We start from the raw sequence: 24,606 nt of genomic DNA, 5'->3' as shown, positions 1-24,606 counted from the left end.
GACGGGGAGCATTTAAGATGAACCAAAAAACCATATTGGGCTTGGCGGCGATTTTAGCCCTGACCTTGATCAGTATCGCGGGCTTCTATTTCTTTAGCCCCAAACACGTATCTGAAAAAACTGTTCAAGCTGCTAGTGCTTCGGAGGCCAGCTCTGCACAGTCTTTGGAAACTGCCAGTTCAGAGCCAGCTTCAACCGAGATTGCAGCGGCAGAAGTGGATGGGATCGATGTCAAAGAATTGACTACGGGAAGTAAAAGTCTGAGTCCATCAGATCATGAACCTGAATTGCTGAGTTTTGAATTTGATAAAAACTTAAAGTCTGTCGATACCTTACTGTCGATGCTGCCTTATGACGAACTGCCTCAGTTTGAGCAGGACAACATAGACAAGTATCAACGCTATGTCTTCGCCAAAGCCGCAAAAGATACAGGAAAATCAGTGAAAGACTTCAGCTTGCAGGAACATGGTGCACTGGAATCGGAGCAGGCGGGCAATCGTTACTACGTTTATAAATTTGATAATGGCACAGACTGTGAAATCCATCTGGTCAGCATTGATTTAAACACGGGCGATTATGGCGTGAGCTATAACTACTGCTAGGGATGAATTTTATGACGCAATTTTTTAAACCGATCCTACTCGCATTGACTGCAACGACAGGAATGTTAATGGGTGGCTGTAATTCTGGCCTTGATCCAAATACATTTACGGTAGAACTCGATGTCAAAGATACCAGTAACTGGTATGCACAAAATCAATCCGCTACAGTATTGACGATCCGTTCTAACAGTGCAGATCCGATTGATGTCACCAATGTGCTGATCAACAACGGTGAATGCAGTTATGAAGGCTATCGTCGATCGTTGGAATATCCACAGCATTTTAAAATAGGTCTGCGTTTAAGACTGAAATTAACAGGCTGTGGCTATGACAACGTAGTGCGTGTTGATGTTGAAACGGAAAAAGGCACTGCAAGATATAGCTTTCAATAACGGCCTTCGACTCTCCACGACAAAGCAAAAACTAAATCAAACCGTGTCCTCAATGGGCACGGTTTTTTTATGCCCTTAATTCAGCTCTTCGTACTGAATTCATTTAACAAGGAATATCAATGTCCTTTATTCAATGCCCCTACTGTCAGTCTACCCATGTCAGACAGACCGATTCAGGCAACGCCAACTTTAACTATTTTGAACAGTTACAACGCTGTATTTCACCTACACAGATGGCGATGTTTGGCATGCAGGTCGCTCGCAAGTCAGGCTTTTCACCGCTCTTCGGTGCAGCCGTCGGGGTGGTGATCGGCGGCGTACTGGTGGTGGTTAGTCAGTACTACTTTGAAAAGTATTACAGCAATGCCGAGCAGTATGTCTGCTTGGATTGCCAACAACCCTTTGCATGGGTGAAGCAATAGTTACATCGCTATATACATTTACATGCACGCATTCTTCATTCTTTAAAACCTTACACCACATCTTTACATTTTCATTTTAGGAATATTCACAATGGCACATCAAATTGAACAAATGGCTTATGTAGGTCAAACCCCTTGGCATGGTTTGGGCAATCAGCTCACACCGAACCAACCGATCGAAGTCTGGGCCAAGCAAGCAGGCATGGACTGGCAGATCGAAAGCTCGAATGTCAGTTATATGGCGGAAAACCATAAAGGACAAAGCTTAATCCTACCGCATGATGAACAGCGGGTTTTGTACCGTTCCGATACGCATGCGCCTTTATCGGTGGTCAGTCAGCGTTATCAGGAAGTCCAACCCCGAGAGATTCTAGAATTCTATCGAGACTTGACTGAACAATCAGGCTTTGAACTGGAAACCGCAGGCGTACTGAAAGGTGGTAAGAAATTCTGGGCTTTAGCCAAAACTGGGCAAACTTCTGCTTTAAAGGGTAAAGATGTCAGCAATGGTTACATTCTCTTGGCTACAGCGTGTGACGGTACACTGGCAACTACAGCACAATTCACCAGTATTCGAGTAGTGTGTAACAACACTTTAGCGATTGCTTTAAAAGGACAGAACGCAAGTGCAGGCGTGGTCAAAGTGCCACACAGTACCAAGTTTGATGCCCAGAAGATCAAACAGCAATTGGGGATTTCAGTGCAGGCATGGAATGAGCATATGTATGAAATGAAACAGCTCAGTCAGCGTAAAGTTACACAGACTGAAGCTGCGGCTTATTTTGATGCGGTGTTTAACAATACTAGTTTGAGTCCAACCGAACAGGATGACAGTATTATTCAGTTTTATCGCAATGTGGCAGCGCAAGGAAGCCAATCCACTAAAGCTGACAACAAGACTGAACCCAATGGCCGAGCGATGTCTAAGGTCATGACTATGTTTAATGGACATGGCCGTGGGGCAGAACTTAGCTCAGCTAAAGACACAGCGTATGGCTTATTATGCAGTATCACGGAATTTGCAGATCACGAGCGCCGAGCAATGAGTCAGGATCATCGCTTAGATTCGGCATGGTTCGGTGCTGGAGCAGGCTTAAAACAACGTGGACTTGAACAAGCGTTGCGTTTGATTGTTTAAGTTTAGATTCACATTTGGGATTTAAGATGATCACATCAGATCAACATGATCCTGTAAATCTCCTTCAATCCAAATACCTCTTTGCCACATCTCCAGATGTGGCTTTTTTTATGCCTAAAATTTAATAATCAGAGGATATCTATATGAACTCAGTATTAATTCAACCTCATCCCACTCGAGCAAATATCCATGCTCATCGGCCTAAACTCACCCATCCAAAACGCTTTGTAGAGACCAAAAACCTAAGTCAGGCCGAATGGCTAGAAGTAAGACGCAAGGGCATTGGCAGTAGTGACTGTGCCGCGGCGTGTGGCCTCAATCCCTATATGTCGATGCTCGAACTATGGATGATTAAGACTGGACGTATTCAACAAAATATAGAAGATGAAAGTGAAGGCCATGCACCCTTGTACTGGGGGAAAAGGCTTGAGCCTTTAGTGGCAGAATACTACAGCATGCATACCAACTACAAAGTACGTCGAGTCAATGCGGTATTACAACATCCTGATCCAGACAAGCACTTCATGCTGGCAAATCTGGATTACTCCGTGGTTGGGGATGCTGATGTGCAGATATTAGAATGCAAAACCGCAGGGGAGTATGGCGCCAAGTTGTGGCGAGATGGTGTACCGTTATACGTGTTGTGTCAGGTACAACATCAATTGGCAGTGACAGGCAAGAAAGCAGCGCATATCTGCGTACTGATTTGTGGGCATGAAACTCGAATTTTTAAAGTCACCCGTTCAGAATCGGTGATTCAACACATCATCAATGCGGAGCGTTACTTCTGGGAATGCGTGGAAAAGGATACACCACCTGAAGCCGATGCCAGTGAATCCGCAGCCAAAGCTTTACAACTGCTTTATCCAGAACATGTGCCACTCAGCACCACAGACTTATCTGAAGATGAGCAGGCCAATCAACAGTTTGAGCAACTGCTTCAAGCGCGCAACCAAATTGACAAGCATCAGGAGCAGTTTGATCTGCTGAAGCACCAACTTCAAGCCAAGATGCAGCAGGCTGAACGTGCCACCTTTAAAGCGGGTTCAGTGACGTGGAAGAAATCGAAAGACTCAATCAGCTTAGATAGTAAGGCATTACTCAAACAGCATCCTGAATATCTCAATCAATTTCCACAAAGCAAGCAGGGCACACGGCGCTTTAACATCTATACCGATGCTGACTGAAATAGATTTAGCCTAAGTTCAATTCATAAGCAAAACACTCAACCAATATCCGAGAATCCCATGCCTCAGCGCATGGGATTTTTTTATGCAAATTTTATTTTAACCAAGCAACACATTTAAGCAGAAGAGGAAAACACCATGATTAAAGGTCTAGCCATTACACCGCCAATTCTTGGGCGGATCAGTATCGGCAAGGTTGTCGAAAAGAACGGCAAGCGCATCCCTGAAAAGGATGACCAATTCACCATTACCAGCCAAATCCAAAATAAAGACAGTGGTTGGGTGAAACATCCACTGGATGAGCAACTACGTACTAAAGCACCGAATCAAAAACTCCGTTCAATCCCAGTCCGTATGATTTTCAATGATCCTGAACTGAATCTACGAGCGGAATACAGTTTATTTGACCGTCAGACAGGACGACCTATTTGCGTGGGAAATGGTGAAACCTGTCAACGACTTGGACAACAAGGTATTGAACAACATACATGTCCATCGCCTGATTTATGTCCGTTGGCACAAGGTGGACTATGTAAACCCTACGGTAGACTGTATGTGAATTTAGATGAGTCGGATGAACTGGGTACATTCATTTTTAGGACCACAGGCTTTAATAGCATTCGAACTTTGGCAGCAAGACTGAGCTACTACCATGCAGCATCCAATGGCTTGCTTTCGTGTTTACCGCTACAACTCACGCTTAGAGGAAAGTCCACAACTCAAAGCTATCGCACGCCTGTGTACTACGTGGATTTGACTTTACGTGAAGGTGTTCATTTACAAGAAGCGATTCAAACTGCCAAGGAGATTGATCAGAAGAGTAAGTTATGTGGTTTTAATCAGGCTGCTTTAGATCAAATGGCACGGCAGGGTTATGCTAATGCTCAGTTTGAGATGGATGGAGAGGAGGGATTGGAGATTGTGGAAGAGTTTTACTCGGATGAGGTTGTTGAGTCTGAACAAGCTCAGACTGACTCAAAAATCAAGGCAAAGCCTAAATTCAATCAGGGTGATGGATTTGTACAGGATATGCAGAAAGGGTTACAGCTGTCAGTGCATGCTTTGAATTAAATACTGTTGGGGGCTTCTTAGCCTCCAACAGTATTCTTACCACATATTTTTATTCCAAAATTAGAACCACTTATTGAATGAAAAAACATTATTTAAGAATTATTTATTTGGAGGACGGTAGTACGTTTTTAAAAAATGGGAAATAATAAATTGTACTTCATCCTTGAAGTCATAGCATGATCCTTTTTTTACTCAATACCGACTACGGTGGTGATATAACCAGTGGCTAAAAGAATTAATAGACCTAACGACATTTCAAATAAAATGGCATAGCCCAATTGTTTCGCAAATTTCGGGTCTTGTAAGCGAGGTGTGAAATACCATTTGTTAAAGGCTGCTAACAATAAAATACTTAGGACAAATAATATTTTAATAATAAATCCATGCCCATAAGGTGTATTGATTAGAGTATTAAAATCTTTAAAGAGTAATAAAGCAATACTAAGACCACAAGCGATGAGTATTCCTACAATAAAGGCTGCTATTTGCCCAAATAGATGCATACGTTCTTTAAGTGGTAAGCCATTAATTTTTTTGCTTGTTTTCCATAATGGATAAAGCGACCCCATCCATAAGGATATTACAAGTACATGTATTGATAATAAAGCTTGAGCGAATAAGGGTAAATTCGTGACATGACCTAATTGGGAAAAACTAAAAACAATAGGTAAGAGTAAGATGGTAAAGATTAACCCTTCAACTTTAGAAAACTGATTAGTTCTTCTGCTTAATTTCACGAGCATAAATAAAAATAAAAGCAGAAAACCCACTGATCGTATGATATGGGTATGGCCAATTGGAGTGTTAATTACTAGATTTATATAGTTAGTATCCCACATACCAGATAGTCCAGTATTGGCAAAACTTCCGATGAGAAGGAAGAATCCTAGAATACTGGAAATTAGTCCTAATGCTGTGCCAAGAGTTATGTATTTCAGAATAGTTTCCTTTATTTCTACATAACGTCCAAGTAAGAAGTAGGAGAAAGTACCACCAACAACAAATGCAATACCTAAATATAAAATGACTTTAACAAGCCATGATGCATATATCCAAGATTCAGGAATCATAATTTTCTCCATCGTAATAGCAACATGCCAGCAGTTCGCTGGCATGTTGCTATTAGCACTTGATTTTTATTTTGCTGATTTAATGGTGAAATTATATTCGCCATTCATGTTGTGGCCATCCGCTCCCATTGTGGTCCACACGACTGTATATTTTCCTTTTTTTAGTTTAGGTGCAGCGACGTCAAATGATTTTTTCATATCATGAGTTATTTTATAATTTAAAGGAATGTCCTTACGTTGTGCATCAAGCAACTTGACGTTCATTAACATAACTTCTTCACCAAAATTCAAAGTTATATTTTTCGGTTGGCTAGCTACAGATGCATTAATAGCAGGTGTTGCACTTTCAAGTTTCACATGTGCGAATGCACTTGAAGTAGCTACAACCATAGTCGTGCCTACGAGTACGTTACGTAGAGTAGACATTTTATTTTGAAAAATTTTCATTTCTTCATCCTCTTTAAATTAATCTTGGGCCCAGTAATGACCGAATGAAATTCATTGATTGATAGCTTGGTCACCAACTTTGTAATCCTATTATCAAAGAAAGATAGAAACACTCCGATGACTTCAAAATTACATTTTTGTCATTTTAAAAATTGAAAAGTCACAAGTGCTACACTGACTATAAAGAAAATTTCGCTTATCTAATGATCAAGTAATAGGAAATTATTTACGTTTTAATCAATTTATTACTTTTAAAATTAAATATGAAGGAGGTTGTATGGACCATCATCATCACGAAGATAAAAATACACTTACTGATCCTGTCTGTGGCATGGCAGTAAAAGAAACATCTCAATTTTATGAAAAAGTTGACAGTAAAACTTTCTATTTTTGCAGTGAAAATTGCTGGTTAAAGTTTAAGAATGATCCTGCTTTTTATATTAATAAACTAGCAAAAGCGACTAATCCAAAAGAGATTGGGATAAATTCAATTGTGGTTGATCAGCCGATAAATGTGAATACTTCTACTATTTACACTTGTCCGATGCATCCCGAAATTCAACAAAATCACCCTGGGAATTGTCCTAAATGTGGTATGACTTTAGAGCCTTTACTTCCAAATCTGGATGAAGCTGACGAAAACCCTGAACTAAAAGATTTTAAAAGACGATTTTGGTATACCTTACCTTTAACTCTTATCGTTGTATTTTTAGCCATGTTTGGGCATCAGCTGAATTTATTTGATATGAAGATACAGAGTTGGATTGAACTCATTCTTACATTACCTATCGTTTTTTGGGCAGGGTGGCCATTTTTTGTTAGATGTTGGCAATCAGTTTTAAATCGTAGTCCGAATATGTGGACCTTAATTGGAATTGGTACTGGTGCCGCATTTATATACAGCCTCATTGGAACTTTGGCTCCACAAGTATTTCCAGACTCTTTTGTTTCTATGGGACGTGTCGCTGTATATTTCGAAGCCACAGCAGCCATTATTTCGCTGACCTTATTAGGCCAAGTTCTTGAGTTGAAAGCTCGATCACAGACCTCGGCAGCAATTAAATCTTTACTTGGGCTAGCACCTAAGACTGCAAGAAAAATAAATGACGATGGTAAAGAAGAAGATATTCCTCTTTCCCATGTACATGTTGGAGATTTGCTCCGAGTACGACCAGGTGAAAAGGTCCCTGTTGATGGAGTTGTTACTGAAGGGTCAAGTTCTATTGATGAATCAATGTTAACAGGAGAACCTGTTCCCGTTACAAAACGTGAAGGCGATCAAGTAATAGGTGCAACAATAAATATGAATGGTTCATTAGTAATGCGTTCAGAAAAGGTTGGATCTTCAACGGTACTTTCTCAGATCGTACAAATGGTATCGCAAGCTCAACGTTCTAAAGCGCCGATGCAAAGAATGGCAGATCATGTTGCAGGTTGGTTTGTTATGGTAGTTATTGCTATTTCTGTGCTTACATTTTTTGGTTGGGGGATATTTGGCCCAGAGCCTAGCTGGGTTTACGGGTTAATTAATGCTGTCGCAGTGTTAATTATTGCTTGCCCATGTGCTTTAGGCTTAGCGACACCTATGTCAATTATGGTGGCAACAGGTCGTGGTGCATCGAATGGTGTACTTTTTCGTGATGCAGCTGCAATAGAAAATTTACGTAAGATTGATACTTTAATTATTGATAAGACAGGTACTTTAACTGAAGGCCAACCCTCATTCGATAAGGTTATCGCTCTTTCGGGCTATGAAGAAAATGAGGTACTTCGGTTAGCAGCTAGTCTGGATCAGGGGAGTGAACACCCTTTAGCTGATGCAATCGTACGTGCTGCCCGTGAAAGAGATCTTGTACTGTCTAGACCAACATCTTTTGAATCTGGCTCTGGGATTGGTGTTAAAGGAGAGTTAAATGGACAACAATTATCTCTTGGTAATGCAGCATTAATGGAACAGCTGGGAATATCAGTTAAAGCATTTGTTCCCGAAGCTGAAAAGTTAAGAGCCGAAGGTGCAAGTGTCATGCATTTAGCTGTGGATGGAAAACTGATAGGGTTAATAGCTGTTTCAGATCCAATCAAAGCAAGTACACCTGAGGCTGTTCTTTCATTAAAAGATTCTGGTCTAAGAATCGTAATGGCTACTGGTGATGGATTAACAACAGCTAAGTCTGTTGGCGCTAGATTAGGTATTGATGAGGTTTATGGTGAGGTTAAACCCGCAGATAAATTAGAATTGGTTAAGAAATTGCAAAAAGAAGGAAGAGTGGTTGCGATGGCTGGTGATGGGATCAATGATGCCCCAGCTTTAGCTCAGGCTGATATCGGAATTGCAATGGGTACAGGAACAGATGTAGCAATGAATAGTGCACAAGTTACTTTGGTAAAAGGTGATTTACGCGGTATAGAGATTGCTCGTTCATTATCAGAAGCAACCATTAAAAACATGAAGCAGAACCTTATGTTCGCATTTCTTTATAATGCTTTAGGTATTCCTTTAGCAGCGGGTATTTTATATCCATTTACTGGCTGGTTACTTTCTCCTATGATCGCAGCCTTAGCAATGAGTCTAAGTTCAGCATCAGTCATTGGTAATGCTTTACGACTACGTAGCCAAAACTAAGTTTTTCTGACTACTCATTATTTTTAACTATTAAAGATGAGTAGTCAGTAGTTGTTTATTTTTATATAAGCGATTAATTTTTAAAAATAATTTTAAAGGTTATGCGGCCATTATGATAGTCTGCTCTAATTGTTGCGCCATGTACATCAAGAATGGATTTGGTAATTGCTAGCCCTAAGCCAGTACCTTCCTCAACTCGCTGTCTGGATACATCTGTACGATAAAAACGGTCAAATAATCGGCTTAACTGTTCAGATGTCAATGGAGAGCTTTCATTCTCAATTGTAAAAACAGTTGTATCAAAGTTTTGTTGGGTTTTGATTCTGACTACCGATTCTGTTTTACCATATTTTATTGCATTTGATAGTAAGTTGCTCAGAGCACGACGTAACATAGATGGGTCACCATTTACAACTCCATAACCTTTTTGTTCCAAAGAGATACTCTTTTCGGCAGCAATCGCATCATAAAAATCAAATAAGGCAGAAACTTCTTTTACTAGATCAACTTGTTTTAAGTTTGGTAAATGCAAGCCATGTTCAGCCTTTGCAAGAAACAACATATCGGAAATCATTCGAGCTAAACGTTCAAATTCTTCCAAATTGGAGAACAGAACTTCTTGATAGGTATTAATATCTCGACTACGAGATAAACATACTTGGGTTTGGGTCATCAAATTGTTGATAGGTGTTCTAATCTCATGGGCAAGGTCTGATGAAAAATCTGAGAGTTTTTCTACTGCTGTTTCTAGCCGATCTAACATGTCGTTAAATGCAACAGCTAGTGATTTAAGTTCAGTTGGAGTGTTATCAACTTCTAGACGCTCCGATAGGTGTTGAGCAGAGATGCCTTCTGCAACCTTTGCCATTTTTTGTACGGGACGTAATCCTCGCCATGCAGCAAACCAGCCTAAAAACATTAAGCAGATAGTACCGACAATGCCAATGTATAATAACTGGCGCCTAAAATCATTTAAGAAATGCAAATGCTCGGATGTATCGATTCCAACAATAATTTGAGCTGTTGGAATGCTACTATTTCTATTAAAAGACTTTGTATAAATTAAACCACGGTAGGTTTTATTTTGAATGCTCCATTCAACCCAAGGCTTTCGTTTTGATTTATTGAGTGTTTGGGTATGAAAGGTGGATGGTGCTGAACTAAAAATAATTTGACCCGTTGGTCGTTCAATTTGAACAATTAGATCATGATGACCAACTAAGGCGTCTTTTAAATAAATATTTAGCTCTTGGGAATTGGCTGGATTTTGTTCTAGTAAATTTTCTAGAAGTTGAATTTTCCCTTCTAGTTGTGTCCGGTCCTGAGTTTCGAAATGATGCATTACGAGTTGATGAATAACTAGTCCCATAATCATTAGAATGATTACGGTAGATAGAGAAAAAATAATAGCTATACGAAAGCTGATTGCATTAAACAATTTACGAGTCATCTTCAACCTCTAGAACATAACCCATTCCCCGTATGTTCTGGATTAGCTTAGGGCTAAAGTTACTGTCAATTTTACTTCTCAAACGTTTAATAGCGACTTCTACGACGTTGGTATCACTATCAAAATTCATATCCCAAATTTGAGAAGCTATGAGTGCGCGAGGTAAAATTTCACCACGTCTACGCATAAATAATTCCATCAGCGCGAATTCTTTAGCTGTTAAGTCAATACGTTGCCCAGCGCGAGTGACGCGGCGTTTACGAAGATCAAGTTCAAGATCAGCAATTGTAATAAGGTTACTATCTTCTTTTTGTTGTCCCCGTCGGAGTAAGCTTTTAATGCGTGCTAATAACTCAGCAAAAGCAAAAGGTTTTACGAGGTAGTCATCAGCTCCCAAATCTAATCCCTTAACTCGATCTTCAATTTGATCACGCGCTGAAAGAAATAGAATAGGCATTGTCTTTCCGCTTTTGCGAATATCATAAATGATATTCCAGCCATCTAATTTTGGTAACATAACGTCCAAAATGATGAGGTCATATTCTTCGGAAAGTGCTTGATGTTTACCTGATAATCCATCTGTGACCCAATCCGTAATATACCCAGCTTCAGATAGACCTTGTTTAAGGTAATCACCAGTTTTTTGTTCATCTTCAACTAGTAAGATTCTCATTGATAAAAATCCAATATCACTCATTAAGAATATAATAACGTTATAAATACGTGATTCTTTGTAGATTACAAAAATGTCATTTTCATGTCATATAGATGTTTGGTGCTGGCCTTTAATGTATCCATATAAGCTAATTTCGGAGCAAAAAATGAAAGTTCTATTTCGTCGTACTTTAACAACTCTTATGTGTGCTGGTGCTTTAATTGCAGGAACTCAATCTTGGGCAGCAGAAACTAAACAAGCGAATACAGTTACTACAGAGGTTAAAGCTAATTCAAAAGCTCAAGAGAAATGCCAAAAACCTTGTGATATGAAGGGTGATGAGAAGGCCCAGCATAATCACAGTAAAATGAGTGATATGTCCCAGATGGATCATTCTAAGATGATGAACATGGATCACTCTAAAATGGGCGACATGGATCACTCCAAAATGAATATGTCAAATAATTAATACGATAAAAGAGATCGAAGGCAAAGAAGTCGAGAAACTACTTTGCCTTTTAACTAAATATTAGATAGGTGAAATAAATGTCTAAAAAATTAAGTCATGTCCTCCTAATAGGAATTGGTTTATTTTCGTCGACTTGGGTGATGGCTGCTGTTAAAGAATATGATTTAACCATCGCTGAGCAAACAGTAAATATAACTGGAAAGCCTTTAAAGAGAATCACAGTAAATGGCAAATTTGTGGCCCCCCTTCTTGAATTTGAAGAGGGTGATGAGGCGATTATTCGTGTTCATAACAAGTTAAAAAACCAAGATTCTTCTATTCATTGGCATGGTTTAATTTTGCCTGGCATCATGGATGGAGTACCTGGATTTAATCAGTTTGATGGTATTGCTCCTAACAAAACTTACGAATATAAATTCAAGGTTCGTCAAAATGGTACTTATTGGTACCATTCTCACAGTAAAGGTCAAGAGCAAGAGGGCTTGTATGGTCCGTTAGTCATTTACCCAAAGAATAAAGTACCTTTGTCACCAGAAGAAAAAGCTGACAAAGATTATGTAGTACTACTTTCTGATTTTCATAATTCTACTAGCGGACAGATTATGAAAAATCTTAAAAAAGAAGCTGATTATTATCAGAATCGTCGTGAAACCGTATTTGATGTACTAAAACAGGTCAAAAGAAATGGCCTAAAAGCGACATGGCAAGACCGTTCGATGTGGAACCAGATGCGAATGCTCAAGACTGATATGTCTGATGTGACAAAATATACTTTTTTGATGAATGGTAAGACTCCAGAACAAAATTGGATTGGTAATTTTAAGACGGGTGAAAAAGTACGTCTTCGGTTCATTAATGCCTCAGCAATGTCATTCTTTGACGTCAGAATCCCTAACTTGAAAATGACGGTAGTCAGTGCAGATGGGCAGCCAGTGAAACCTGTTCCTGTTGATGAATTCAGAATAGGAACGGCTGAAACGTATGATGTCATCGTAGAACCTAAACAATCAAATTATCAAATTGAAGCAGAATCAATTGATAGGAGTGGCTTTTCAGTTGGTTCATTACATGATGAAAATACTCCTCCAATAAATCAAATCAAAATGCCGAAGTCACGTCCTCGTTCTTTATTAACTATGGAAGATATGGGGATGGGGCATGATATGTCGTCTATGGCGGGCATGGATCACGATATGTCTTCAATGAAGGGCATGAATCACGACATGTCTTCGATGAAAGGTATGGATCATGACATGTCTTCGATGAAAGGTATGGATCATGACATGTCTTCAATGAAAGGCATGGATCAAGATATGTCTTCAATGAAAGGCATGGATCACGATATGTCATCTATGACAGGTAGTTCAAAAGATCAATCTATGTCAGGTATGAACCATAGCATGCAAATGACTACATCTAATGCATCTACACAAGAAAAGAATGGTGATGTTGTATATGGTTGGGCGAATGCTTCAACACCCGTTGGTCAAAAAGCACTCCAGTATAGTGACTTACAATCTCTAAATCCTCAACCAGATACTCGTGCCCCTGAACGTGAAATGGAAATCCGTCTTGGTGGGAATATGGAGCGCTACATTTGGACAATTAATGGTAAGAAGTTTAATGAAACAGAACCATTCAAAGTGAAATATGGGGAACGTATACGCTTGAAATTTGTGAATGACAGTATGATGGCTCACCCAATGCACTTGCACGGTATGTTTATGCAGCTTGAAAATGGTCAAGATCCAAGTAATATGCCAAATAAACACACGATCATTGTGCCACCGGGGAAAACAGTTACAACTTTACTTACTGCTGATGAATTAGGTGAATGGGCTATCCACTGCCATTTGTTATATCACATGGCAGCTGGAATGATGAACAAACTCATTGTGGCAAATGTAGATAGCAATGATGTTGATTCAAAAAGTATCGTTGCCCAACCCCATGCAAATGATAAGGGAGTGAATCAACATGCAAACCATTAAAAAACTTTTTTCAAAAACACTTTTATCAGTTGCTTTAATTGGTTTAGCAGGTATGGCATTTGCGAATGATAATTCGACTGAAAATCTAAATAAGAGTACTTCAAGTATGAATGTGCTTTTAAGAGAATCAGGCGGATTAGGTTATGTTGAACGCAATGTTGCTCAAAAAACTTCAAAAGACAAAGGAATTGAAACTTTAACTCTTAGCCAAAATCATGATAAACATCTGAACGAGCATGGTGGGCAGATTTACCAAACAACTAAATTTTCCAATGAGTGGATAGTTGATAAAGATGGTAAAGGCAGTTTAGGTTCGAGTTTCGAAACATTGATTGGAACAGATGAAAATCGAATGTTTGTTGAAGCCAATCTGAATAAAGCAGAGAGTAATGATCCCAATTATGATGTATCAGCTCTTTACAGTAGAAATGTTGCACCATTTTGGGATGTTCAAGCTGGGGTAAGGTATAGTGAGGACAAAAATAACCGTAATAGTAATCGCATTGATGGCGTTATTGGATTATTAGGTCTTGCTCCTTATTTCTTTGAGACAAAAGCTTACCTTTATGGTGGTGAAAATAATTTTTGGGGAGCCAGTTTTGAGTTTGATCGAGATTTATTACTCACTCAAAAGCTAATTACTCAGCCATATATTGCAGCAGATATTGTGCTTAATGATAATTCTGATTTTGCTGCAAAGTCTGGTTTATCAGAATTAAAAACTGGTATCAAAACTCGATACGAAATTACCAAGCGTATCAGACCATTTGTTGATATAGCTTATCAATATGAGAAAGGACAAAAATCAACTCCTTTTCAAGAAGCAACAGATTCTGAAAAGGGATGGCTATATGGTGCAGGTATTGAATTAGTTTTTTAATTTTGTCTCGATATTAAAAATAGCAGGCCCTAGGGCCTGCTATTTTTAATGAATAAAGTTGTTAATTTTTCTAAATCTGTAAAACTAAAAAAGCTTAAATTTTGGTCATGATTTTATGCGCTGGTTAAAAACATGCCTTTCGCTGTTTTTATCATTTGCAATCCTCATCGTAGGTAAGCATCCGGTAAAGCAGCTCCTTACCAATCTATCGAATTAGCCTTATGTTAGTCCCCACTTATTTTTAAGTGGGGACTTAATTCATGACCACAATTACCCATGCATCAACAATATCTGCATCTGCTCCTAGAAAGCGAAGAACATACAGTACTGAATTTAAAAATAGTATTGTTCAAGCCTGTAGAGTACCCAACACATCCATCGCCTCAGTCGCCTTGCAGCATGGACTGAATGCAAATCTCGTATGTAAATGGATTCGCCTTTTGGATGGCGAACAAGCTCTGGACAACTCGGCACCACCCAAGCCCACATTTATTGCATTGCCTTACCCTGCAGCGTTCAATCCATCCACTATAGCAATGCTACCCGTTCACATTACTTTGCCTGATTCGAACATAGAGATCGGGTTGAAATGGCAGGGATCAGAAATGTCCGCTTTGGCAGAATTACTCAAGGCACTGGCGACATGATCCGCATTGATGAAATCTGGCTCGCTACCCAACCCATGGATATGCGTGCGGGTATAGATACGGCCATGGCCCAGATCATGAAAACCTTTGGCTCAATCAAACCGCATTGTGCCTACCTGTTCTGTAATAAACGTGGCCATCGTATGAAAGTGTTGCTGCATGATGGTCTGGGGATTTGGCTGTGTGCCCGGAGATTGGAACAAGGAAAGTTCCACTGGGCGAAGATTCATCAGGGTGAAACGATGAGCATCAGTGCAGAACAGTTACAGGCATTGATTCAGGGCTTGCCCTGGCAGCGCATTGGACAACAACAGGTGGTCACTCTGCTCTAAACCAGACGTGTGCATTCTGCTATTCTCCGAATGTTCTATTTCATTCTTGTCATGACCTCAGGCATACTGCGGTCATGAATACATTGCCTGATTTAACCCAACTGAGCCATGAACAATTGCTGGAATTTACCAGACAGTTGGCGATGCAGCATCAGTCTCTGGCACAATCAAATCAGCAATTAGATGCCAGAGTTCAACATCTTGAAGTCACCAATCAGCATTTAGATTCTAAAGTTCAACATCTTTCCATTCTCAACCAAAAATACGAGCATGAACTGGCGCTGTTTAAACGGCACAAATTCGCTCAGAAGAATGAACATCTCACAGCAAAACAAATCCATCTGTGGGATGAAGCCGTTGAAGAAGATATCGCAGCCGTTGATCTGGAACTGGAACGGCTAAATGCGGATAAAACTGATGCAGCTGCACAAAAAGCCCCAGTCAACAAACCTAAACGTCGACCGCTACCGGATCACCTGCTAACCCTTCGTATTGAGCATGAACCCGCATCGACAAAATGTGCCTGTGGCTGCCAATTACGTCGTATTGGTGAAGATATCAGCGAGAAATTGAATTTCAGACCGGCACAGTTCTATAAGGAACAGCATATCCGTGGTAAATGGGTCTGTGATCAGTGTGATACCTTGACGCAGCAAGCGATGCCTGCTTATGTGATTGATAAAGGCATTGCCAGTCCTGAACTGCTCAGCCATGTGCTGGTGTCCAAATATGCCGATCATTTACCTCTGTATCGCCAACGCCAGATCTTTCTGCGCGCAGGTGTTGATCTGTCTAGATCCACATTATCGGACTGGATAGGTCGCTGCGGGGTTGAGCTGGAGCCATTGGCAGAAGCCTTAAAACAGATCATATTGCAGCAACAGGTGATTCATGCGGACGAAACACCGGTCACCATCATGCAGCTAGGTGATGATGAGAAAAAACCGAAGAAAGGTTATGTCTGGGCCTATGCCACCACACAATACAATCCCATTCAGGCGGTTATTTATGACTTCCAGCCGAGTCGATCAGGTCAACATGCTGAAGATTTCCTGACAGGCTGGCAAGGTCATTTGGTCTGTGATGATTACAGTGGTTATAAGGCACGCTTTAAAACAGGTCAGGTCATCGAAGTGGGTTGCATGGCGCATGCGCGTCGTAAATTTCACGAACTGCATGTGACGAAGAAAAGTTTCATTGCCGAACAAGCCCTGCAATTGATTCAACAGCTTTACCAAATTGAAGCGGAATTAAGAGAGTTACCAAACTGTAGTGCCGAACAACGCCACCAGCGAAGGCAACAGGACAGTCAACCGATCATGCGACAACTGTATGCCTGGCTAGAAGAGCATCAGGATAAAGTATCCAAGAGTTCGCCTGCAGCGAAAGCCATCAATTACAGTCTAAAACGCTGGTCTGCCTTAAGCCGCTATTTAGATGATGGGAATTTGCCTATTTGTAATAATTGGGTTGAAAATCAAATGCACCCATGGGCTTTAGGCAGAAAGAATTGGCTATTTGCAGGATCACTGCGTAGTGGCCAACGTGCTGCCAATATCATGACTTTAATCCAGTCAGCCAAGCTGAATGGCTTAGATCCGTATGCTTATTTAAGTGATGTGCTGAAAAGGCTGCCGACACATAAAATGAAAGATATTGAAGCGCTACTGCCACATAACTGGAAGCCTGCTTGAGTTCAAGCGGGTTTCACTGGATGCTTACCATCGTAGGATCGACAGCCGCCACTGCATCTGTACATAGTCCATATTTAATGTCATCTCAATATGCAATCCATGCAAATGATGAATTCTAAAGATCATGAAAAAGCAAGTACTATGCACATAGATTGTATGAAAGCTGATGTACAGATTAAGAAGCAAATACATGATTCATCATGTATGTCTAAGCAAGATTGTATTATGTCATTTTCTAAAATTGCATATATATCTATAGTGCTAGGTGTTTTGCAATCTATGGTTTCTTCCCCTGCGGAACAGTCTACTTTTTCTCCATTAAATCAAAATTTCACCTCATTTGATCCTTCCAATTTATGGAAACCTCCACGCTCTAATTAATTTGATGACTAATCATCATTCATTGAATTTTCTATGGATGTTCTGCACGTGCGAGTGTACATTATTTTAGAGCTAAAAATATGAACTTTAATAAAGAAAAGCTGTCCCTAAAATGGGATGGATGCTCAATTACGACAATCTATTTTTATCTTGAGTTATGGTCATGCTTATCCTAGCCATTGACTTTGGATACAGCGTTGAAGCTTGCTGAGCAATATGCACCTACTCTAAGGATCAATAGCGCTCAGATTGAAGGCGCTGAGAATATGGTTTCAGCTAACGCTCAAACAGAAATTCTTCGTATTGAGTTACGTCAAAAAGTAGCATCGGTATGGCTTCGCTGTACTTTGACAGGATTCTGTTGATCGAGGTACTTCTGATGCCAACGACGAAGTGTTTCGGGTGTACAGCCGAATTTAGGAGCAATCGCTGTGATTACTGCCTAAGTTGATGAATAATTTTTTTCAGATTCGAGAAGTAAATGAACTGCTCGTTCTTTGATTTCTAGGGGATATTTTGATTTTGTCATAGACTTATTTGCTCAAGAAAAATGGCCTCCTACAATCTCGGTACGATTCAACCAGTGTTGATCAGTCAGCATTGTACGAGGCATAGTGAGAAGTAGATTTGGTTTGGCGATTAAATATCGCTTTCTCGCTATTTTTTGCATAGTAAATGTCAACAGACCTTAAAATAGTTAGAATGTTTAAGTGAAGTCGAATAACTTCAACACAATACAGGTGAAATTACGCATAACTTAAAACCCCGAAAGCCGAAACTTTCAGGGTTACACGAATGTTATTAATCATAAAATAATTGATTAATATGAACTTTTTTCGACTTTAAACGTTGTATTGGTGTACTTAAATCGAACCCAATATTCAGGACCAATCAAACTGTATTTTAAAGTGGTAAGACGCATACCAATGTAGTTCTGATTTGTATCGTAAAAATTGGATTCTATACCATAAACCAAAGGCTCTACCCCTGAGTTCATGCAGGCAATATCACTCCACGCAACACTGGTTTTCCCTTCTCGGAATTCAAAAGGTTCAACATCTGTATAAAGTTGAGATTCAGCAAAAGGGGTAAAGTCGGTATCTTCGCGTGCTACAAAAAATATGAGCCGAATACTCTTAAAACCTCGAATAGTCGTTTCCTGTTTCGACAAAATACCTAGAGTGTGATTTTCAGCATTGTTAGCCCACACTGCTTCGATAATTTTACTCGACGTGGCCCGCAGCATATCCTCAACAGTTACAGGACTAAATGTTTTCTGATCCATTGAAAAATCATCAACATTCATAAACTCAGCAGAAACAAGCAATGAATGAACCTGAAACATTGGATTGTTACATAAGACAGCTTCTTCAAAACGATTATAAGCCTTCCTAGAGTTGCTAAATGAAGAATCCCAGTGATTTTTCAAGCTCACAAAATCTCGTGTTTTAGACCTCACTTTCAGATCCTGACAGAAGCCATCAACAACTGCTTCAAACTGTTGATACAATCCAAGTGGAAAGTCAATGAGTCTGTGCTTGTACAGTAAATCAACCATCAGCTTTATTTCAGGTCTGATGATCACATCTGAAAATTTACCCGTCAGAAAAGGATTAATCGGAATATCTTGAATAATCTTGAGTAAATTAACACCCTTGGGCGTTAGATAAACATGAGGCACCAGATAGTCGTAAGTTGGTTGTTTAGAGATAATCTTAAAAGTCTTATTTTCAGTAATCATAGAATACAACTTCAGATAATCATCCAAGCCAACAGGAGGGCGATTATTGGGTATATAGCCAATAAAAGGCTGGATATACGCTTGAGTGATATGGTGAGTACTGAGTAGAGATGCATAGGATTCGTCAGGCTGTAATCTAATCATGCTTCATCTCCCGCAAAGGCATTGAGTTCTAGGTGGTTTTTTCTCGGACGGCCACGAGTCTGTGGTTTTAAAGGCTGACTAATCTGGAAACGTCTTCCATTTTTCATATTGCTGAAAATGAATAACTGGCTGGTTTTACAGAGATAATCAAAGCCGTCTTCAAGCCACTTTCTTTTCTGCGATTGATTGTATTCAATCGTGCCTAAAAAACAGTTTTCGTAAGTATGCTTCCGCATATTACAGATGTAGGCATAACCTTGATCATTGGTCACTTTTTTCCAAAGCTTTTCAATACCTTGTGCGAGGCTAATGTCTTCCTGATTTTTATTCCCATTGAAAAACCAGAATGTATGCAGATGGAATCCACGTCTTGGCGTATATTCAAAACGAAAAATATAACCGATGGCTTGTTTCAACACAGGATTATGCCGCTTGTTTTCTAGTAGTTGTTCAACACACTTTTTAAATGCATCGAAATCATTTTTAGATAAACAATCTTCAGTTTTGAAACAGGTTTGCAGTAATGTTTTAGGTTTATGCTTGAGATATAAATCAAGTCGAACAACGACTACACGCGAATACCGTTCAATTAAAGAGTTGAACATTTCGATCATTCGAGACTTATTTTTTTTCAGATTCTTCCGCTCATCGTAAACTTTGCGTCTGATGTTCGGGCGACGAAAAAAGGCACGAATTAATCCAATAAACTTATTTATTGCATTAATGTACGGGAGCAAATTCTCCTTTAGACTGGAAGGTAGAGGTGTGCCATTACGTAGAAGATCTAATTCATCCTCTGACATCTGGCTTAGTGCATAATCAAATGCCTGAATATCAAGACCGCTGATAATGTCTGAAAGCGTAGAATAGTTTATAAGTTCTGCAATATCAGAAGGTAAATTACTCATTTGAGCATGGTGTTTGACGGCAAAGCCATACCGACCATTCGATAGTATTTTCGTTTCAGTTATGACTTCAGGGAAGTTACGTTTTTTGAACTGTTTGACCAGTTTAGCTTTCCCTATAGCAGGAGCTAGGATGTTATCCTGTGAATTTACTAAAAAGGTGGTTTTAAAACCATCGTTGACTGGAGTAATTTGCAGTTCGGTTTCAAATTGCTGGAGCCATTGGTCATGTGTTCCCATATGTCGACCAGCATTTACATTTATAATGCGCATATAAATTAAACTCGATTTAAAGTTAAAAGCGCAACTGTGATCAGTATTCTGGGTATAGGCATCCAATGGATACTGTTTAGCGCAGTATCCATGATGGGATGTAAGGTTGGTTCAGCTAATTTAGAATAAACTATGATCGTATTTACTTCACCAGTATTGCCAATACATCAATAACTTGTCGGGTAACATGAACATTGATGTAGCTGAATACTTTAAAACTACTGATCATCTATAAATAGATAGAATATTCTTTGATTTATAGATATAGAGTAATAGTAAATATAGGCTTTGTTGCACAAACATTCAAAAGCTAAACTTCTTCCAAGTTATCTAAATTTAAGTGGCAACTTGGGTGTGAGGTCGACCTAAATCTGTAAATTTATTTAATACGGCCACACGTGCATGAATCTCATTGACTTGGCTTTGAAAGTTTCTCGCACGGAGTTTATCGCCTAATAATTTGATGCAATGCATCTTGGTTTCTATCAGACTTCTGCGATGATAGCCTGACCAATTTTTCCATATTGTTCTTCCTAAACGTTTAACTGTTCGAAGTAATTCATTTCGCTCTAGCGAGCTGGTCTTTGTATCTTTCCAAGGTTTCGCATTTTTTCTTGGCGGAATCACCGCATGTGCTTGTCGGTCTGCAATTACTTGACGGCATTGCTTGGTGTCATAAGCCCCATCAGTATAGACAGAGTCAATCTGCTCATCTTGTGGAATCTGATCGAGTAAATCACCAAGCACTTGTGAATCACTCACATTATTTGTAGTGAGTTGAATAGCGCGTATTTGAAGGGTTTCAGCATCTATACCAATATGAAGTTTACGCCATTGGCGACGATATTCAGGTTGGTGTTTCTTACGCTTCCATTCACCTTCGCCTAGAAACTTTAAGCCAGTAGAATCGACGAGTAGCTGGAGACCATTACTGCTTTTTTGATAGTTAATTGCAATATCAATATGCTTTTGTCTTCTGCAGATGGTGGAATAGTCTGGTGCTGTCCAATCTAATCTACAAAGATGAATGAGACTTTGCACAAAGCCAGTGACCATGCGTAAAGAAAGACGAAATAAGGATTTGATCATTAAACAGCATTGGATGGCTGTATCTGAATAAGTTTGATTTCGACCATGTTTACCTTTGGGTTGAGCGTACCATTGAGTCTTGGGATCAAACCAAATTGAGAGATTTCCTCGATTTATTAATGCACTGTTATAAGAAGACCAATTGGTTGTACGATAGATTTTAGGTGTGGGCTTATTCATTTGAGAATTATATTGTGGAATAAGCCTTTAGAGATAGGTTTGTGCAACAAAGCCCACCAGTACTGAAAGCAGCAACGACAGAAGCTTTAGGTAAAGGTTTACCTTTAGTTGATTATTCTGAAGATCAAATGGCAGTCGAAATTGGATTAGGCAAACAATTGTCGCCAAATTTAGCAATTGCAGTCTCTGGTTTATGGGACTCAGGTGCAGGTGACCCCGCACCAACTTTAGGTCCTGTGAAGGGTTATTGGGGTGCTGGTTTGGCTGCTAAATACAATATTAGTCAAAAAATGGCTTTCAGCGTAGGTGGTCGCTATATGTGGTTTGGTGATGCGGAAGGTGAAACTTCGGATCGTCGTATTGTTGGCGAGTTTGAGGACAATACAGGCTATATCGTGGGGATGAAACTCTCTTATAAATCTAAATAATTATCTCGCTTATTACTTGCTTGAGGTTTTGCCTTCTCTCTGAAATGTTGGGAGAAGGTTTTTTTATAACAGTATTAAATTATTTGTCTAGTTGTTTGTACTATCATAGCGTTTACGGAGTTGACTTTATATTTTTCAGTATTTTGAACGAAGTAAATCTATATTAAACAATTCTTTAAAGTATTCGGTTTTTTACCATGAAGATGAAACATCGTGACTGTTTATTCAGATGTATTGCAGAGCAACATAGTGTTGAGCTTGTGCAACGGTTATCATAGAGTCAACAAAGCGTTGGAAGACATTATGAAAATCGTGGCAGATGAAAATCTCGCATTTACCGATTATTTTTTTGCCGAATTTGGTGAAGTTGAGCACAAAGCAGGGCGTACTTTAACGCATGCCGATGTTGTAGATGCCAAAGCACTGTTGGTGCGTTCCGTAACTCAAGTCAATCCAGCATTAATCAATAACACCACACTTCAATATGTGGGTAGTGCAACGATTGGTACAGACCACTTAGATATTAACGCTATTGAAAAGCAGAATATTCAATGGGCGAATGCTGCAGGTTGTAATGCACAGGCGGTGGCTGAATATGTGATTACGGCTTTGCTCCATCTCAAGCCAGCATTGCTGAATGCTGAAGAAAGTTTTACTTTAGGGATCATTGGTCTAGGAAATGTCGGTTCTCGCTTAGCTTATATGGCCAAACTATTGGGCTGGAATGTGATCGGTCATGATCCTTTTGTACAGCAAGATACGATTCAGCAGGTCAATTTAAATACCCTATTAAGCACTGCCGATGCAATTTCATTGCATGTACCTTTAACCAAAACAGGACCACATCCAACCTATCATTTATTCAACGCCGAAGCTTTCGCTGCGATGAAAGCGACAGCAATATTGATTAATTCTGCACGTGGGCCTGTGATTGAAGAGCAAGCTTTATTGGCCGACATCGAAAAAACGCAGCGCAAAGTGGTACTAGATGTCTTTGAGCATGAGCCTGTGATTTCTGAACAAGTGTTGAATGCTGTGAGTCTGGTGACACCACATATCGCAGGTTATAGCTTAGAAGGCAAAGCGCGTGGTACACAAATGATCTATGAGGCTTTCTGTAAAACTTTCCAATTTGAAGCAGATAAAAGCTTCGAGTCGCAGTTGCCTGTATGTGCTCAATATTTTGAAGGGCAAGATTTGAAATCTGCACTTCAACAGCATTTAAGGGAAATCTACCCGATTGCACGAGATGACCAAGCCTTACGTGCTTGCTTAAAAGAGGGAATGATTGACCAAAAAGCCTTTGATCATTTAAGAAAGACCTATCCATTACGCCGTGAATGGGCTGCACATGGAGGGCCGAAGGCATGAGTCAGGACGTGATCCATTATCAGCCAACCTGTGACTTAAAAGCCATGCGAGCGCGTGCGCAAATGTATAGCCAAATTCGTCAGTTTTTTGCTGAACGTGAAGTGCTTGAGGTTGAAACCCCGGTTTTATCTCAAGCTGGTGTGACCGATGTGCATTTGGCTTCGGTTCAAGCGCAGCGCCATGTACAAGGCAAACAACAAACGCATTATTTGCAGACCTCACCTGAGTTTGCCATGAAGCGTTTATTGGCCAGTGGTAGTGGGCCGATTTATCAAATCTGTAAAGTTTTCCGTGATGATGAACATGGTCGTAAACACAATAGTGAATTTACCATGCTGGAATGGTATAGACCGAATTTCAGTTTGAAGGATTTGATGTTTGAAGTGACAGATTTATTGAATGTCACATTAAAGCAGCGTTTTGGTGAGGTTCGCCCTACCATTTTGAGCTATAAGCATGCGTTTATGGATCGTTTGGATTTGAACCCACTGCAAGCCAGTTTGAAAGAGTTAAAAGACTGTTGTAATCGCGTAGGTTTAAATTTGGACTTGGGCGATGACCGACTTGGCTATATCGATTTGCTCTTTTCACATTTTGTAGAACCAAGTCTAGGTTTTGATACGCCCGTATTTCTAACCGATTTTCCACCAGAGCTAGCCTCGCTTGCCAAAACTAAAACGGATGAAGACGGTGAATTGGTTGCAGCACGTTTTGAGCTGTATATTGAAGGTTTGGAACTCGCCAATGCTTATGATGAGTTGATCGACGCAGAGGTGTTGCGTTCGCGTTTTGAAGCCGATAATGCTGAACGTGAAAAATTAGGCTTACATGTGATGCCAATTGATGAGTTTTTATTGACTGCTTTGCCTCAAATGACCGCATGTGCAGGTATTGCTTTAGGTGTGGATCGTTTGTTAATGATTGCAACAGAACACATGCAGTTGGAAAAGGTGATTACCTTTCCCGCATCCATTTCTTAAGTGAAATTAAATAAAGCGCCGATTGTGGCGCTTTATTTGAGTCG

At 39.8% G+C, this 24,606-nt stretch carries 23 protein-coding genes and 3 pseudogenes; 18 read left to right on the top strand and 8 right to left on the bottom strand.

Translation table 11 applies throughout. The features are described 5' to 3' along the window. Positions 1 to 17 precede the first annotated feature (17 nt). The 6 genes from AC5EUN_RS10870 to AC5EUN_RS10845 all read left to right on the top strand — a co-directional run bounded on the left by AC5EUN_RS10870 (position 18) and on the right by AC5EUN_RS10845 (position 4,812). Complete coding sequence (locus AC5EUN_RS10870) at positions 18 to 602, top strand: hypothetical protein (protein ID WP_002116896.1); 585 nt, start codon at positions 18 to 20, stop codon at positions 600 to 602. Positions 603 to 613: 11 nt separating this feature from the next. Further along, a complete protein-coding gene (locus AC5EUN_RS10865; protein WP_279731657.1) occupies positions 614 to 994 on the top strand; it encodes a hypothetical protein in 381 nt (126 codons plus the stop codon). A 119-nt stretch (positions 995 to 1,113) separates the two neighbouring features. After that, a complete protein-coding gene (locus tag AC5EUN_RS10860; RefSeq protein ID WP_005127863.1) occupies positions 1,114 to 1,416 on the top strand; it encodes a hypothetical protein in 303 nt (100 codons plus the stop codon). Positions 1,417 to 1,507: 91 nt separating this feature from the next. Next, positions 1,508 to 2,554, top strand: a complete 1,047-nt coding sequence (locus AC5EUN_RS10855; RefSeq protein WP_279731660.1) for a DUF932 domain-containing protein — start codon at positions 1,508 to 1,510, stop codon at positions 2,552 to 2,554. 143 nt (positions 2,555 to 2,697) lie between these two features. Then, entirely contained in the window at positions 2,698 to 3,741 is a 1,044-nt protein-coding gene (locus tag AC5EUN_RS10850; protein WP_279731662.1) for a YqaJ viral recombinase family nuclease, read from the top strand. Between the two features lie 138 nt (positions 3,742 to 3,879). Continuing rightward, positions 3,880 to 4,812 carry a recombination directionality factor gene (locus AC5EUN_RS10845; protein WP_279731663.1) on the top strand — a complete coding sequence of 311 codons (933 nt, stop codon included), beginning with the start codon at positions 3,880 to 3,882 and terminating at the stop codon, positions 4,810 to 4,812. Positions 4,813 to 5,000: 188 nt separating this feature from the next. Here AC5EUN_RS10845 and AC5EUN_RS10840 read toward each other — a convergent pair whose 3' ends face one another. Together AC5EUN_RS10840 and AC5EUN_RS10835 are read right to left on the bottom strand one after the other, a co-directional pair. Beyond that, the gene (locus AC5EUN_RS10840) at positions 5,001 to 5,882 is read right to left on the bottom strand and encodes a copper resistance D family protein (RefSeq protein ID WP_253860769.1); all 882 of its coding nucleotides are present in this window, start codon (positions 5,880 to 5,882) and stop codon (positions 5,001 to 5,003) included. Between the two features lie 66 nt (positions 5,883 to 5,948). Continuing rightward, positions 5,949 to 6,329, bottom strand: coding sequence for a copper resistance CopC family protein (locus AC5EUN_RS10835; RefSeq protein ID WP_002058523.1), 381 nt, complete (start codon positions 6,327 to 6,329; stop codon positions 5,949 to 5,951). A gap of 277 nt (positions 6,330 to 6,606) precedes the next feature. Here AC5EUN_RS10835 and AC5EUN_RS10830 point away from each other — a divergent pair, with 277 nt between their 5' ends. Further along, positions 6,607 to 8,952, top strand: coding sequence for a heavy metal translocating P-type ATPase (locus tag AC5EUN_RS10830; RefSeq protein ID WP_279731666.1), 2,346 nt, complete (start codon positions 6,607 to 6,609; stop codon positions 8,950 to 8,952). Between the two features lie 73 nt (positions 8,953 to 9,025). Here AC5EUN_RS10830 and AC5EUN_RS10825 read toward each other — a convergent pair whose 3' ends face one another. Then, positions 9,026 to 10,402, bottom strand: coding sequence for a heavy metal sensor histidine kinase (locus AC5EUN_RS10825; RefSeq protein ID WP_279731667.1), 1,377 nt, complete (start codon positions 10,400 to 10,402; stop codon positions 9,026 to 9,028). Then, positions 10,392 to 11,075, bottom strand: coding sequence for a heavy metal response regulator transcription factor (locus AC5EUN_RS10820; protein WP_002058525.1), 684 nt, complete (start codon positions 11,073 to 11,075; stop codon positions 10,392 to 10,394). Before AC5EUN_RS10820 ends, AC5EUN_RS10825 begins: the two co-directional genes overlap by 11 nt. A gap of 148 nt (positions 11,076 to 11,223) precedes the next feature. Between AC5EUN_RS10820 and AC5EUN_RS10815 the strand changes: the two genes are divergently transcribed. The 8 genes and pseudogenes from AC5EUN_RS10815 to AC5EUN_RS10780 form a co-directional block, all read left to right on the top strand. After that, positions 11,224 to 11,526 carry a hypothetical protein gene (locus AC5EUN_RS10815; RefSeq protein WP_005091424.1) on the top strand — a complete coding sequence of 101 codons (303 nt, stop codon included), beginning with the start codon at positions 11,224 to 11,226 and terminating at the stop codon, positions 11,524 to 11,526. Between the two features lie 77 nt (positions 11,527 to 11,603). Further along, positions 11,604 to 13,517 carry a copper resistance system multicopper oxidase gene (locus AC5EUN_RS10810; RefSeq protein ID WP_279731960.1) on the top strand — a complete coding sequence of 638 codons (1,914 nt, stop codon included), beginning with the start codon at positions 11,604 to 11,606 and terminating at the stop codon, positions 13,515 to 13,517. After that, positions 13,504 to 14,397, top strand: a complete 894-nt coding sequence (locus AC5EUN_RS10805) for a copper resistance protein B (RefSeq protein ID WP_279731961.1) — start codon at positions 13,504 to 13,506, stop codon at positions 14,395 to 14,397. The genes AC5EUN_RS10810 and AC5EUN_RS10805 overlap by 14 nt, the downstream gene beginning before the upstream one ends. Before the next feature lie 260 nt (positions 14,398 to 14,657). Beyond that, positions 14,658 to 15,044, top strand: coding sequence for a transposase (locus AC5EUN_RS10800; RefSeq protein ID WP_151711100.1), 387 nt, complete (start codon positions 14,658 to 14,660; stop codon positions 15,042 to 15,044). Beyond that, on the top strand, positions 15,041 to 15,376 hold the full coding sequence (gene tnpB / locus AC5EUN_RS10795) for an IS66 family insertion sequence element accessory protein TnpB (RefSeq protein ID WP_493352345.1): 336 nt from the start codon (positions 15,041 to 15,043) through the stop codon (positions 15,374 to 15,376). Before AC5EUN_RS10800 ends, tnpB begins: the two co-directional genes overlap by 4 nt. A gap of 74 nt (positions 15,377 to 15,450) precedes the next feature. Then, positions 15,451 to 17,070 (top strand): IS66 family transposase, encoded by a 1,620-nt coding sequence (gene tnpC / locus AC5EUN_RS10790; protein WP_493352344.1) that lies wholly within the window; start codon positions 15,451 to 15,453, stop codon positions 17,068 to 17,070. Positions 17,071 to 17,090: 20 nt separating this feature from the next. Next, positions 17,091 to 17,451: pseudogene (locus tag AC5EUN_RS10785) on the top strand (hypothetical protein). A gap of 80 nt (positions 17,452 to 17,531) precedes the next feature. After that, a pseudogene (locus AC5EUN_RS10780) lies at positions 17,532 to 17,792 on the top strand (hypothetical protein); the annotation flags it as partial. Here AC5EUN_RS10780 and AC5EUN_RS10775 read toward each other — a convergent pair. The 4 genes and pseudogenes from AC5EUN_RS10775 to AC5EUN_RS10760 form a co-directional block, all read right to left on the bottom strand. Continuing rightward, positions 17,789 to 17,980: pseudogene (locus tag AC5EUN_RS10775) on the bottom strand (transposase); the annotation flags it as partial. The pseudogenes AC5EUN_RS10780 and AC5EUN_RS10775 overlap by 4 nt on opposite strands. A 291-nt stretch (positions 17,981 to 18,271) precedes the next feature. Further along, entirely contained in the window at positions 18,272 to 19,336 is a 1,065-nt protein-coding gene (locus tag AC5EUN_RS10770; protein ID WP_493352343.1) for a hypothetical protein, read from the bottom strand. Then, a complete protein-coding gene (locus AC5EUN_RS10765) occupies positions 19,333 to 20,514 on the bottom strand; it encodes a YagK/YfjJ domain-containing protein (RefSeq protein WP_253860766.1) in 1,182 nt (393 codons plus the stop codon). The genes AC5EUN_RS10770 and AC5EUN_RS10765 overlap by 4 nt, the downstream gene beginning before the upstream one ends. Before the next feature lie 336 nt (positions 20,515 to 20,850). After that, positions 20,851 to 21,783 carry an IS5-like element ISAha1 family transposase gene (locus AC5EUN_RS10760; RefSeq protein ID WP_004637176.1) on the bottom strand — a complete coding sequence of 311 codons (933 nt, stop codon included), beginning with the start codon at positions 21,781 to 21,783 and terminating at the stop codon, positions 20,851 to 20,853. Between the two features lie 41 nt (positions 21,784 to 21,824). Between AC5EUN_RS10760 and AC5EUN_RS10755 the strand changes: the two genes are divergently transcribed. The 3 genes from AC5EUN_RS10755 to epmA all read left to right on the top strand — a co-directional run bounded on the left by AC5EUN_RS10755 (position 21,825) and on the right by epmA (position 24,562). After that, complete coding sequence (locus AC5EUN_RS10755; protein WP_010326375.1) at positions 21,825 to 22,211, top strand: aromatic hydrocarbon degradation membrane protein; 387 nt, start codon at positions 21,825 to 21,827, stop codon at positions 22,209 to 22,211. A gap of 303 nt (positions 22,212 to 22,514) precedes the next feature. Then, on the top strand, positions 22,515 to 23,582 hold the full coding sequence (locus AC5EUN_RS10750; protein ID WP_010326376.1) for a 4-phosphoerythronate dehydrogenase: 1,068 nt from the start codon (positions 22,515 to 22,517) through the stop codon (positions 23,580 to 23,582). After that, the gene (gene epmA / locus AC5EUN_RS10745) at positions 23,579 to 24,562 is read left to right on the top strand and encodes an EF-P lysine aminoacylase EpmA (RefSeq protein ID WP_010326377.1); all 984 of its coding nucleotides are present in this window, start codon (positions 23,579 to 23,581) and stop codon (positions 24,560 to 24,562) included. Before AC5EUN_RS10750 ends, epmA begins: the two co-directional genes overlap by 4 nt. Positions 24,563 to 24,606 lie beyond the last annotated feature (44 nt).

This window comes from Acinetobacter sp. CAU_H_S170_2, assembly GCF_058890445.1.
The sequence above is the reverse complement of the archived record's forward strand: the minus strand, read 5'-3'. Positions and strand labels throughout refer to the sequence as shown.